Source organism: Pseudomonas sp. GB2N2, from assembly GCF_054897705.1.
Genome location: NZ_CM142701.1, coordinates 4,167,612 through 4,180,052, shown reverse-complemented (window position 1 = coordinate 4,180,052; position 12,441 = coordinate 4,167,612). Strand labels below are relative to the sequence as shown.

Genomic DNA, 12,441 nt, shown 5'->3' with positions numbered 1-12,441 from the left:
CTTACATACGCTCCAGAGTTTCCAGACCCAAGAGTTCCAGGCCTTGCTTGAGAGTGCGGCCGGTCAGCGCGGCGAGGCGCAGGCGGCTTTGCATTTGCGCCGGGGTTTCAGCGCTGAGAATCGGGCAGTTCTCGTAGAAACTGGAGAACAGGCCGGCGACATCGTACAGGTAGGTGCACAGAGTGTGCGGCGTCCCCTTGTCGGAAACGTTGTTCAATACTTCGGCGAACTGCGCGAGCTTCGCCGCCAGTTCAAGTTCGTGTGCGGCTTCAAGAACGATCTGGCCGTGGACTTCGCTGAAGTCCTTGCCCAATTTGCGGAACACACCGGCCACGCGAGTGTAGGCGTACAACAAGTAAGGCGCGGTGTTGCCTTCGAAATTCAGCATCAGGTCGAAGTTGAAGCTGTAGTCGCTGGTGCGATGCTTGGACAGGTCGGCGTATTTGACCGCGCCGATGCCCACCACCTTGGCGATGTTGCGCAGTTCGTCTTCGGCCAGTTCCGGGTTCTTGTCCTTGACCAGGGTGTAGGCGCGTTCCCGGGCTTCGGTCAGCAGGTCGATCAGCTTCACGGTGCCGCCATCACGGGTTTTGAACGGACGGCCATCGGAGCCGTTCATGGTGCCGAAGCCCATGTGTTCCATTTCCATCGGGTGCGTCACGAAGCCGGCCAGGCGTGCAACCTGGAACACTTGCTGGAAGTGCAGGGCCTGACGCTGGTCGACGAAGTAAAGCGCGCGATCAGCCTTCAGCACGCCACTGCGATAACGCACGGCCGCCAGGTCGGTGGTGGCGTAGAGGTAGCCGCCGTCTGCCTTGACGATGATTACCGGCAACGGGTCGCCGTCGGCGTTCTTGAATTCGTCGAGGAACACGCACTGCGCGCCGTTGCTTTCGACCAGCAGGCCAGCGGTCTTGAGGTCGTTGACCACGTTGATCAGGTCGTCGTTGTAGGCGCTTTCGCCCATCACGTCGGCCATGGTCAGCTTGACGTTCAGCAGTTCGTAGATTTTCTGGCAGTGCGACAGCGAGATGTCCTTGAACTTGGTCCACAGCGCCAGGCAGTCCGGGTCGCCGGCTTGTAACTTGACCACCAGGCCACGGGCGCGGTCAGCGAACTCTTCGGAGGCGTCGAAGCGCCCCTTGGCGGCGCGGTAGAAATTTTCCAGGTCCGACAGCTCGTCGCTGGTGATCGGGTTTTCCTGCAGGTACGCCATCAGCATGCCGAACTGGGTGCCCCAGTCGCCGACGTGGTTCTGACGGATCACTTCGTCGCCGAGGAACTCCAGCACGCGTGCCACGCCGTCGCCGATGATGGTCGAGCGCAAGTGGCCGACGTGCATTTCTTTGGCGAGGTTCGGTGCTGACAGATCGACCACGGTGCGTTGCGCCGGGCCGGCCTTGCGCACGCCGATGTGCTCATCGGCCAGTGCGGCGTCGAGGCGCGCGGCCAACGCTTCGGTGTTCTGGAAGAAGTTGAGGAAGCCAGGGCCAGCGATTTCGGTCTTGGTGACGTTTTCGTCGACCGGCAGCGCGGCGATGATTTTTTCCGCCAGATCGCGCGGCTTCATGCCGGCCGGCTTGGCCAGCATCATCGCGATGTTGCTGGCGAAATCGCCGTTTTTCTTGTCGCGGGAATTTTCCACCTGGATCGCCGGCGACAGGCCTTCAGGCAACACACCTTCGTTGACGAGTTGGGTGATGGCTTGTTGGATCAGCTGGCGAATGGTGTCTTTCATGGTCTTCTCTTTCGACCGCAAGCGCGGCGGCGCTTCGATGCGCTGGTGGAAAAACTGGGCATTATCCGTTGCGAAGACGAGCTTGCCAACTATAGCGGGCAGGTTGTGGATATATGGTGATTGTTCGGCCGCTATCGCTGGCAAGCCAGCTCCCACAAGTTTCATGGTGTGGCGCAGAAAATAGGTTCACCGCTCACCCTGTGGGAGCTGGCTTGCCAGCGATGGCGGCCTATTGATCAATACAAATCCACCGGATCAACATCCAGAGACCAACGCACCGCCCGCCCGCTCGGCATCTGCTCCAGCACGAGCAACCAACTCGCCAGCAGCCGGTGCAGCGGCGCGCGCGCTGTCGCCTGCAACAACAGCTGCGCCCGATAGCGCCCGGCCCGACGCTCCATCGGCGCCGGCACCGGCCCGAGCAATTCGATCCCGGTCAGGTGTTGCTCGGCCAGCAAGCGCTCGGCCTCGCTGCACGCTTCATCGAGAAAGCTTTCAGCCTGCCCCGGTTTGTGCGCTTCAGCCCGCAGCAGCGCCAAATGCGCAAACGGCGGCAAGCCGGCCGAACGTCGTTCGCTCAGCGCCTGTTCGGCAAAGGCGAAATAGCCTTGCTCGGTCAGTTGCACCAGCAGCGGGTGGTCCGCCAGATGCGTCTGGATAATCACTTTGCCCGGCTCCTCCGCCCGGCCCGCGCGTCCTGCAACCTGGACAATCAGCTGCGCCATGCGCTCGCTGGCGCGAAAGTCACCGGAAAACAGTCCACCGTCGGCATCGAGAATCGACACCAGGGTCACCCGTGGAAAGTGGTGGCCTTTGGCGAGCATTTGCGTGCCCACCAGAATGCACGGCTGGCCTTTCTGAATGGTCGCGAATAGCTGATTCATCGCGTCTTTGCGCGAGGTGCTGTCGCGATCGACCCGCAGCACCGGAAAGTCCGGGAACAGAATCGACAGACGTTCTTCCGCGCGTTCAGTGCCGGCACCGACGGGCCGCAAATCAACTTTGCCGCACTTCGGGCAGTGCCGCGGTACGCGTTCAACATAGCCGCAATGGTGGCAGCGCAATTCGCCGGAGCGCTGATGCACGGTCATCCGCGCATCACAGCGTTGGCATTCGGACATCCAGCCGCAGTCATGGCACAACAGCGTCGGCGCAAATCCTCGGCGATTGAGAAACACCAATACTTGCTGGCCGGCGGCCAGGGTCTGGCCGATGGCTTGTTGCATCGGCCCGGAAATGCCGCTGTCCAGCGGACGACTCTTCACATCCAGGCGCAGGAATCGCGGCTGTTTGGCACCACCGGCGCGCTCATTCAGGCGCAGGAGGCCGTAACGACCGGTGTAGGCGTTGTGCAGGCTTTCCAGCGAAGGTGTGGCGGAGCCGAGCACAATCGGGATGTTTTCCTGCCGTGCGCGCACCAGTGCCAGGTCGCGGGCGTGATAGCGCAGGCCTTCCTGCTGTTTATAGGAGCCGTCGTGCTCTTCATCGATGATGATCAGGCCGGGATTTTTCATCGGCGTGAACAGCGCCGAGCGAGTGCCGATAATGATGTCGGCCTCTCCATCGCGGGCGGCGAGCCAGGCTTCAAGGCGCTCGCGATCATTCACCGCCGAGTGGATCAGGGCGATGCGTGCATTGAAGCGCTGCTCGAAGCGCGCCAGGGTTTGCGGGCCGAGGTTGATCTCCGGGATCAGCACCAGTGCCTGCTTGCCGGCTTCGAGAGTTTCGCGGATCAGCTGCAAATAGACTTCAGTCTTGCCGCTACCCGTGACGCCGGCCAGTAAGAACGCGTGATAACTGTCGAACCCGGCGCGAATCGCTTCATACGCGGCACGCTGTTCGGGGTTGAGCGGCAACTCCGGTTGCGCCAGCCAATGTTCATGGCGCGCGCCGGGGGCGTGCTTGCGGATCTCGACGTGCACCAGGTCCTTGGCCAGCAGCAGGTCGAGGCTGTCCTTGCTCAGCATCAGTTTGCTCAACAGTTGATGAGCGACGCCGTGGGGATGCTGGGCCAGGGTCGCCAGTGCCTCACGCTGACGCGGGGCCCGGGCGATGCGCGGATCATCAAGCCTGGCGCCCGGCGCGGCGGACCAGAAACGTTCCTGGCGCGCTTCAGCCAGTTCGCCCTGGCGCAACAGCACCGGCAGCGCCCAGCTCAGGGTGTCGCCAAGGCTGTGCTGATAATACTGCGACGTCCACAGGCACAACTTGAACAGCGCGGGCGGCAAGGGGGGCGTGGCGTCGAGCAGGGCCAGGGCCGGTTTGAGTTTGTCTGCCGGGACCTCACTGGTGTGGGTAACCTCCACCAGAATCCCGATCATCTCCCGCCGGCCGAACGGTACCCGCAGGCGCATGCCCGGCTGCAATTGCTCGCGCAGGACCCCGGCCGGGGCGCGGTAATCGAACAGGCGGCGCAGCGGCGAGGGCAGGGCGAGGCGGAGAATGGCGTCAGGCACGCGATGTTTTTCTCGATGATGGAGCGGCGAAGAAGGCCGGGAGCCTAGCAGACGGTCGGTAGAAGGGACAGCTTGCGTGATTGGCAATGTCTGTTAGAATCCGCGGCCTAATTACGTGCGGTATTCAACAATAGTGTTGAGTGGCGGCACGCTAGCCTGAGGAATACATCATGAAAGCCGATATCCATCCAGCATACGAAACCATCGAAGTCACTTGCAGCTGCGGTAACAAGTTCGAAACTCGTTCGAACCTGTGCAAGCCACTGGGTACTGACGTATGCAACGAGTGCCACCCGTTCTACACCGGTAAGCAGAAAACTCTGGATACTGGCGGTCGTGTACAGCGCTTCGCAGACCGTTTCGGCGCTTTCGGCAAGAAAGCTCCTGCTGCTGCAGAGTAAGGCAGAAAAGCCCGATGGGCTTTTACTCGCTGTTAAAAAAGGCGTCCCTCGCGGGCGCCTTTTTTGTGTCCGCGATTTGGCTATCGGCAGCCCATGCCTTCTGCCCGGCGCCGAGTGGCCTGACGCAAATTGCCGTGCAGCGGGTGGTGGATGGCGACACTCTGCGTCTGAGCGATGGCCGCAGTGTGCGCATGATCGGCTTGAACACGCCGGAACTGGGCAAGCAGGGCCGCTCCGACGAGCCGTTCGCCGTGGCGGCGCGCAAACGACTTGAAGCCTTGATAGCCGCCAGCGACGGACGGGTCGGCGTACTTGCGGGTAAAGAGAGCAAGGATCGTTACGGTCGTACCCTTGCGCATCTTTATGGCGCCGGTGGTGCCAACCTCGAAGCGCAAATGCTCGCCGAAGGGCTCGGTTTTCAGGTGGCGGTCGCGCCGAATGTCGATCTGGTCGCCTGTCAACAAGCGGCCGAACGCAGTGCGCGGCAGGCCGGGCTCGGCGTGTGGCGCCAGTCGCCTGTGCTGAAAGCGGAGCAGATCAACACGTCCGGTTTTGCTGTGGTCGGTGGGCGCGTGAGCAAGGTCCAGCGCAATCGCGGCGGGGTTTGGATCGAGTTGCAGGATGCGCTTGTATTGCGCGTTGCACCCAATTTGCTGGGGCAATTCGACGTCGCGGCGCTGGAGCGCCTGAAGGGCAAGCAGATCGAGGCGCGAGGGTGGGTTGTTGACCGGTCACGCCGCGGTGGATTGACGTCAGGTCAAGCGCGCTGGCTCCTGCCATTGACTGATCCAGCGATGTTGCAAGCGGCGCCCTGAGAAAAAATTGTAGACATTTTTTCTTTCGATTGTGGACAGTCAATCCCTTGTGTACCGTGGCTCTTGGCCCAAAGTCGCAGGGCCGGGCGCCTGACAGGGGTGACTGGTCAGTCTTGTGGGGACTTTGCGAGGCGCGTATCCTCGCTGACCAGTCTGTCCAACAGTAAAAGCGGAATGCCCCCATGTCTGATTTGAAAACTGCCGCTCTCGAATACCACGCCCATCCTCGTCCAGGGAAGCTGAGTGTCGAGCTCACCAAGGCCACCGCTACCGCCCGCGACTTGTCGCTGGCCTACAGCCCCGGCGTAGCCGAACCAGTCCGCGAAATCGCCCGCGACCCTGAACTGGCCTACAAATACACCGGTAAAGGCAACCTGGTTGCAGTCATTTCCGATGGCACCGCGATTCTCGGCCTGGGTAACCTCGGCCCATTGGCTTCCAAGCCCGTCATGGAAGGTAAAGGCGTGTTGTTCAAGCGCTTCGCCGGCATCGACGTTTTCGACATCGAAGTCGATTCCGAGAGCCCGCAAGCCTTCATCGACACCGTCAAGCGCATCTCCATTACCTTCGGTGGCATCAACCTCGAAGACATCAAGGCACCTGAGTGCTTTGAGATCGAACGAGCCCTGATCGAGCAGTGCGACATTCCGGTGTTCCACGATGACCAGCACGGCACCGCGATTGTGACGGCGGCCGGCATGATCAACGCCCTGGAAATCGCGGGCAAAACCCTGGCTGACGCCAAGATTGTCTGCCTGGGCGCTGGTGCCGCCGCCATCTCCTGCATGAAGCTGTTGGTGAGCATGGGCGCCAACATCGAAAACATTTTCATGGTTGACCGTACCGGCGTGATCCACTCCGGCCGTGACGACCTGAACCAGTACAAGGCTGTCTTCGCTCACGCGACCGAGAAGCGCACCCTGGCTGACGCCCTGGCCGGTGCAGACGTGTTCGTTGGCCTGTCCGGTCCGAACCTGCTCAGCCCGGAAGGCCTGAAATCCATGGCGGCCAACCCGATCGTGTTCGCGTGCTCGAACCCGGACCCGGAAATCTCCCCGGAACTGGCACACGCCACCCGTGACGACGTGATCATGGCCACCGGCCGTTCGGACTACCCGAACCAGGTCAACAACGTGCTGGGCTTCCCGTTCATCTTCCGTGGTGCCCTGGACGTTCGCGCCAAGCGCATCAACGAAGAAATGAAAGTAGCCGCGGCCAACGCCCTGCGTGAACTGGCCAAACTGCCGGTTCCTCAGGAAGTGTGCGACGCCTACGGCGGCATCAAGCTGGAATTCGGACGTGAGTACATCATTCCGAAACCAATGGATGCACGCCTGATCACCCTGATCTCCGATGCCGTGGCCAAGGCTGCGATCGAGACCGGCGTGGCCACCCTGCCGTACCCGAAAAACTACCCGCTGAAAAGCGTGGATGATGTGTTCAACGGCTAAAAGCAGCGCCCATAAAAAACCCAGCCAAGTGCTGGGTTTTTTTATGGGCCAACGCGGCAAGCTTCAAGCTGCAAGTTAAAAGCAGAGGCACGCCAACAGCTTTCCCTTGTGGCTTGCAGCTTGACGCTTGCAGCTGCCTCTCTAGAACAAATCGATCGGCGCCGCTTCATCCGCTGGCAGCGGGCTGCCCGGTGCAGTGCCGTTGCCCAGTTCATTTACCGATGGTGGCGTGTCTTCGGCCTTGAACAGTTCGAAGTAGGCGCCAGGTGTGCCCGGCGTGGCGGCGCGGCCGCTGATCGGATCTACTCGCAGGCTGAGGATGCCTTCCGGCTCTGGCTGCGTATGTGGCGGCTTGTCCTTGAGCGCGGCACTCATGTAGTTCATCCAGATCGGCAGGGCGACGGTGCCGCCGAATTCGCGCTTGCCGAGGCTTTCCGGTTGGTCGAAACCGGTCCAGACGGTGGTCACGTAATCGGCGTTGTAGCCCGAGAACCAGGCGTCCTTGGATTCGTTGGTAGTGCCGGTTTTGCCCGCAATGTCGGGGCGACCCATGGCCAGGGCGCGGCGGCCGGTGCCCAGCTTGATCACGTCCTCGAGCATGCTGTTGAGAATGAATGTGGTTCGACCGTCGACAATGCGTTCGGCCACGGCCGGTGCCTGAGGTGTTGACTGACCCGCCGCCTCACCCGGCGTCGCGTTGACCGTGAAGGCTTCGGCGCTCGGCGCGGCAATCCCGTTCGTGGCGACATCACCTTTCGGCACGCTCGGGGGATTGGCGACAAACAGCGTGTCGCCATTACGGCTTTCGATCTTGTCGATGATGTATGGGCTGATCTTGAAGCCGCCGTTGGCGAACGTGCTCCAGCCGGTGGCGATTTCCATCGGCGTCAACGTCGCGGTGCCCAAGGCCAGCGACAGGTTGCGCGGCAGGTCCTGCTTGTTGAAACCGAACTTGCTGATGTAGTCGATGGTGCGATCGACGCCCAGCGCCTGTACCAGGCGGATCGATACCAGGTTACGCGACTTGTACAGACCCTCACGCAGACGGATCGGGCCGAGGAAGGTGTTGGTGTCGTTCTTCGGGCGCCAGACTTTGTCCAGGTATTCGTCGACGAACACGATCGGTGCGTCGTTCACCAGGCTGGCGGCGGTGTAACCGTTATCCAGCGCGGCGCTGTAAACAAACGGTTTGAAGCTCGAGCCCGGCTGACGTTTGGCCTGCAAGGCGCGGTTGTAGTTGCTTTGCTCGAAGGCGAAGCCGCCGACCAGCGAGCGAATTGCGCCATTCTGCGGATCAAGCGAGACCAGCGCGCCTTGTGCCTGCGGAATCTGGCTGAACTTCAGCGAGTTGTCTGGCTGGCGCTGCACCCGAATCAGGTCGCCAACCTGAGCCACATCCGCAGGCTGCTTCGGATTGGCGCCCATGCTGTTGGTATTCAGGAACGGTCGCGCCCATTTCATGCTGTCCCAGCCAACGTGTTCGTCGCCGGTACGGGTCATCAGTTGCAGGCCATTTTTGTCGACCTGGGTGACGATGGCCGGTTCAAGGCTGCTGATTGTGCGCTGCTTGGTCAGTTCGGTTGCCCAGGCTTCACGGGTCTTGCCCGGCAGGCGCGATTCAGGGCCGCGATAGCCATGGCGCTGATCGTAATTCATCAGGCCTTCGTGGACCGCCGTGTTGGCCATTTCCTGCAGGTTGCTCGGTACGGTGGTCGTGACGCGGAAACCTTCGGTGTAGGCATCGCTGCCGTAGCGGCCGACCATTTCGGCGCGGGCCATTTCTGCGATATACGGCGCGTTCACTTCCGGCGTCGGCACGTGATAGCTGGCGTTCAGCGGCTCGTTGATTGCAGCGGTGTAGGCGGGTTCGGTGATCTTGCCGAGCTTGTACATCCGCCCCAGAATCCAGTCGCGACGCTCTTTGCTGCGCGCCGGATTAGCCAGCGGGTTGAAGCGCGATGGTGCTTTCGGCAGGCCGGCGATCATCGCCATCTGCGCCAGGCTGACATCACGAATCGATTTACCGTAGTAAACCTGTGCCGCGGCTTCGATACCGTACGCGCGGTTACCCAGATAGATCTTGTTCACGTATAACTCAAGGATCTCGTCCTTGGTCAGTTGCCGTTCGATCTGCAGGGCCAGGAGAATCTCGGTGGTTTTGCGCGAGAAGCTGCGTTCGCTGGTCAGGAAGAAGTTCTTCGCCACCTGCATGGTGATGGTGCTGCCGCCGGACTGAATGTGACCGCTTTTGACCAATTGGGTAGCGGCACGCATCAGGCTGCTTGGATCGACGCCGTAATGGTTGGCGAAATTGTCGTCTTCAGCACTTAGTAACGCATTAATGAAATTGGGGGGAATGTCGGCGAAACGGATTGGCGTGCGGCGCATTTCGCCAAACTCTGCGATTAACTTGTTATCACTGCTATAAACGCGCAATGGAATCTGCAACTGAATGCTTCTCAGCGCCTCCACAGACGGCAATCCAGGGCTAAGGTAAAGATAGGCGCCACTCAGACTCAGGAGCAGTCCGCAGAAAACGGCGACGATGGACCAACCGAAAAATTTCAGCAGACGAATCAAGGCTTTGGGATATCCAGGGCAAAGAATGAATTAGGCATCAGGGCTCTGGGTAAAAGTGCAAAGACCTGCGCTTGCGTAAAAGCGGAAAAAAACGCTGGGCATTATAAGCATTTTTACGTCGGGGGGCGTCATTTGCGCTGCTGTCAAGACGGGTGGATTGAACGCAATGGTCATTACAGAGTCCGTAACTCACGGATAGTCATAGGGAATTGGTAGTGCTAGGACTCTTCAATAAAAAGGCCAATACGCTGTTGGGGATCGACATCAGCTCCACGTCGGTAAAGCTTCTGGAGCTGAGCCGTCAGGGCGACCGCTACCGGGTCGAAGCCTATGCGGTAGAGCCGCTGCCCGCCAGCGCGGTAGTCGAGAAAAACATCGCCGAACTCGAAGGCGTGGGTCAGGCACTCACGCGCGTGTTGCTCAAGGCCAGAACCAGTCTCAGGAACGTTGCCGTGGCCGTGGCCGGTTCGGCGGTGATCACCAAGACCATCGAAATGGACGCCGGCCTGTCCGACGACGAGATGGAAAACCAGCTGAAGATCGAGGCCGATCAATACATCCCTTATCCGCTGGACGAAGTCGCCATCGACTTCGAAGTCCAGGGTGTGTCGGCGCGCAACCCCGAGCGGGTCAATGTGCTGTTGGCCGCCTGCCGCAAGGAAAATGTCGAAGTCCGTGAGGCGGCGCTCGCACTGGCCGGCCTGACCGCTCGTGTGGTCGATGTCGAGGCCTACGCGCTGGAACGCTCCTTCGGTTTGCTGACCGGGCACCTGGCGACCGCTCGCGAGCAACTGACAGTCGCCATTGTCGACATCGGCGCGACCATGACCACCCTGAGCGTGCTGCACAACGGCAAGATCATCTACACCCGCGAACAACTGTTTGGCGGTCGCCAACTGACCGAAGAAATCCAGCGGCGTTATGGCCTGACCCTCGAACAGGCCGGGCTGGCGAAAAAGCAGGGCGGCTTGCCGGACGACTACGTCAGCGAGGTGCTGCAGCCGTTTCGCGATGCCCTGGTACAGCAAGTGTCGCGTTCTCTGCAGTTTTTCTTCGCCTCCGGCCAGTACAACACGGTGGATCATATTCTGCTGGCGGGTGGCACCGCTTCCGTTCCCGGGCTGGACCGCCTGATCGAGCAGCACCTCGGTACGCCGACGCAGGTAGCCAATCCGTTCTCGCACATGGCCCTGAGCAGCAAGGTCAATGCGGGGGCACTGGCCAGCGATGCACCGGCCCTCATGATTGCCTGCGGACTGGCCCTCAGGAGTTTCGACTGATGGCGCGGATCAATCTTTTACCCTGGCGCGAAGAGCTTCGAGACGCACGCCGCAAGCGTTTTTTGCTGACACTGGCCGGTGTTCTGGTGGGGTCGGTAGGGGCATTGCTGGTTGCGGATCAGGCCATCAGTAGCGCCATCGACGGTCAGGTCGCCCGAAACGATTACATCGGTCAACAGATTGCGGTGGTGGACGAGCGGATCAGGCAGATAAGCGACCTGAAAGCCCGCCGCCAGCAACTGGTCGAGCGCATGCGCATCATTCAGGACTTGCAAGGCAATCGTCCGATCAGTGGGCGAATCTTCGATCAGTTGGCGCGTACCTTGCCGGACGGGGTGTATTTCACCGAGGTGAAAATGGAAGGTAAGACCCTGTCCATTCGCGGGGCGGCGCAATCCAATAACCGCGTTTCGGACCTGATGCGTAATCTGGATGCCTCCGACTGGTTCGACGCGCCCACGTTGACAGAGGTAAAAGCAACCACTGCCGGCCAGCTGGATCAGGCCAACGTTTTTCAATTGACCGTACGTCAGACCCAGCCCGCCACTGTGGAGGCCGCCCAATGAGTCCGGCCGAATGGTTTGAAGGCCTGCGCAAGATCGACATCAATGATCTGGACACCAACAACATGGGCTCATGGCCGCCCGCCATCAAGGCGCTGGCCTGCGTGCTGCTGATGATTTTGGTGTTCGCGCTGGGCTACAGCTTTTCAATCAGTGATCTTGAGACTCAGCTGGATCTCAAACGCGAAGAGGAGGCAACGCTCAAGGAACAATTCGCGAGCAAGGTGCACATGGCGGCGAATCTGGAGTTGTACATCCAGCAAATGAAGGAAATGGAGAATTCCTTCGGTGTGCTGTTGCGGCAATTACCCAGCGACACCGAAGTGCCCGGTTTGCTGGAAGACATCACCCGAACCGGTCTGGGCAGTGGCCTGGAGTTCGAAGAGATCAAACTGCTGCCGGAGGTTACTCAGCAGTTTTACATCGAGCTGCCGATCCAGATCACCGTCACCGGCGCCTATCACGACCTCGCGACGTTCGTCAGCGGGGTGGCGGGGTTGCCGCGGATCGTCACCCTGCATGATTTCGATGTCGCGCCGGCCAACCCCGAGGGCGGCCCGAAATTGCGCATGAGCATCCTCGCCAAGACCTACCGCTACAACGACAAGGGGCTGCAAAAATGAGCCCGACTCGTTTATTTTCGATGGTCGCGGTGTCGATCGTCCTGGCCGGTTGTGGCGGCGGTAATGACTTCGGCGACCTGGACGCGTACATGAATGAAATGCGTCTGCGTGCACCGGGGAAGATTGAACCAACGCCGACGTTCCGGTCATACCCAACGTTCACTTACAACGCCGCTAACCTGCGAAGCCCGTTTTCCCGACCGCTCAGAGTTGATCTGGCAGGGCAGAAACACGGCTCGCGCAACGTCAAGCCTGATCCCCAACGGGTCAAGCAATACCTCGAAGGATTCAACATCGAGCAGTTTGAAATGGTCGGCACGATTTCCAATGCGGGTGGCTCCTTCGCGCTGTTGCGCGGAGCGGGCGGCGTGCATCGGTTGAAAGTCGGCGATTACCTGGGACGCAATGATGGCCGGATCGTCGCCATCAGCGGCTCGCAAGTCGATGTGGTCGAAATCGTTCCCGACGGCGAAGGCGCCTGGCTGGAACGGCCGCGGACCATCCCTTTGAAAGAGCACTCATAGTGGAACTCGA

At 60.5% G+C, this 12,441-nt stretch carries 10 protein-coding genes; 7 read left to right on the top strand and 3 right to left on the bottom strand.

Annotation, left to right across the window (positions count from 1 at the left end; translation table 11 throughout):
- Position 1: 1 nt before the first annotated feature.
- Entirely contained in the window at positions 2 to 1,738 is a 1,737-nt protein-coding gene (gene argS / locus ACYZT4_RS19225) for an arginine--tRNA ligase (RefSeq protein ID WP_461982297.1), read from the bottom strand.
- A 236-nt stretch (positions 1,739 to 1,974) separates the two neighbouring features.
- Positions 1,975 to 4,194, bottom strand: coding sequence for a primosomal protein N' (locus ACYZT4_RS19220; RefSeq protein ID WP_461982295.1), 2,220 nt, complete (start codon positions 4,192 to 4,194; stop codon positions 1,975 to 1,977).
- Positions 4,195 to 4,364: 170 nt separating this feature from the next.
- On the opposite strand from ACYZT4_RS19220, the gene rpmE reads away from it, so the two are divergent.
- The 3 genes from rpmE to ACYZT4_RS19205 all read left to right on the top strand — a co-directional run bounded on the left by rpmE (position 4,365) and on the right by ACYZT4_RS19205 (position 6,861).
- Entirely contained in the window at positions 4,365 to 4,595 is a 231-nt protein-coding gene (rpmE, locus tag ACYZT4_RS19215; protein WP_008080648.1) for a 50S ribosomal protein L31, read from the top strand.
- Between the two features lie 14 nt (positions 4,596 to 4,609).
- Complete coding sequence (locus ACYZT4_RS19210) at positions 4,610 to 5,410, top strand: thermonuclease family protein (protein WP_461982293.1); 801 nt, start codon at positions 4,610 to 4,612, stop codon at positions 5,408 to 5,410.
- Positions 5,411 to 5,592: 182 nt separating this feature from the next.
- Complete coding sequence (locus tag ACYZT4_RS19205; protein ID WP_461982291.1) at positions 5,593 to 6,861, top strand: malic enzyme-like NAD(P)-binding protein; 1,269 nt, start codon at positions 5,593 to 5,595, stop codon at positions 6,859 to 6,861.
- 141 nt (positions 6,862 to 7,002) lie between these two features.
- Here the strand turns inward: ACYZT4_RS19205 and ACYZT4_RS19200 are convergent, their stop codons facing one another.
- Positions 7,003 to 9,438, bottom strand: a complete 2,436-nt coding sequence (locus tag ACYZT4_RS19200; protein WP_461988739.1) for a penicillin-binding protein 1A — start codon at positions 9,436 to 9,438, stop codon at positions 7,003 to 7,005.
- Between the two features lie 218 nt (positions 9,439 to 9,656).
- Between ACYZT4_RS19200 and ACYZT4_RS19195 the strand changes: the two genes are divergently transcribed.
- Genes ACYZT4_RS19195 through ACYZT4_RS19180 form a run of 4 tightly spaced genes read left to right on the top strand, consistent with a single transcriptional unit; the run spans position 9,657 to position 12,431 of the window.
- Positions 9,657 to 10,721 carry a pilus assembly protein PilM gene (locus tag ACYZT4_RS19195; RefSeq protein WP_461982289.1) on the top strand — a complete coding sequence of 355 codons (1,065 nt, stop codon included), beginning with the start codon at positions 9,657 to 9,659 and terminating at the stop codon, positions 10,719 to 10,721.
- A complete protein-coding gene (locus tag ACYZT4_RS19190; RefSeq protein ID WP_461982287.1) occupies positions 10,721 to 11,287 on the top strand; it encodes a PilN domain-containing protein in 567 nt (188 codons plus the stop codon). The genes ACYZT4_RS19195 and ACYZT4_RS19190 overlap by 1 nt, the downstream gene beginning before the upstream one ends.
- Positions 11,284 to 11,907: a type 4a pilus biogenesis protein PilO gene (gene pilO, locus ACYZT4_RS19185; protein ID WP_461982285.1), complete on the top strand. Its 624-nt coding sequence runs from the start codon at positions 11,284 to 11,286 to the stop codon at positions 11,905 to 11,907. The genes ACYZT4_RS19190 and pilO overlap by 4 nt, the downstream gene beginning before the upstream one ends.
- Positions 11,904 to 12,431, top strand: a complete 528-nt coding sequence (locus ACYZT4_RS19180; protein ID WP_461982283.1) for a pilus assembly protein PilP — start codon at positions 11,904 to 11,906, stop codon at positions 12,429 to 12,431. Before pilO ends, ACYZT4_RS19180 begins: the two co-directional genes overlap by 4 nt.
- The last annotated feature ends 10 nt before the right edge of the window (positions 12,432 to 12,441 follow it).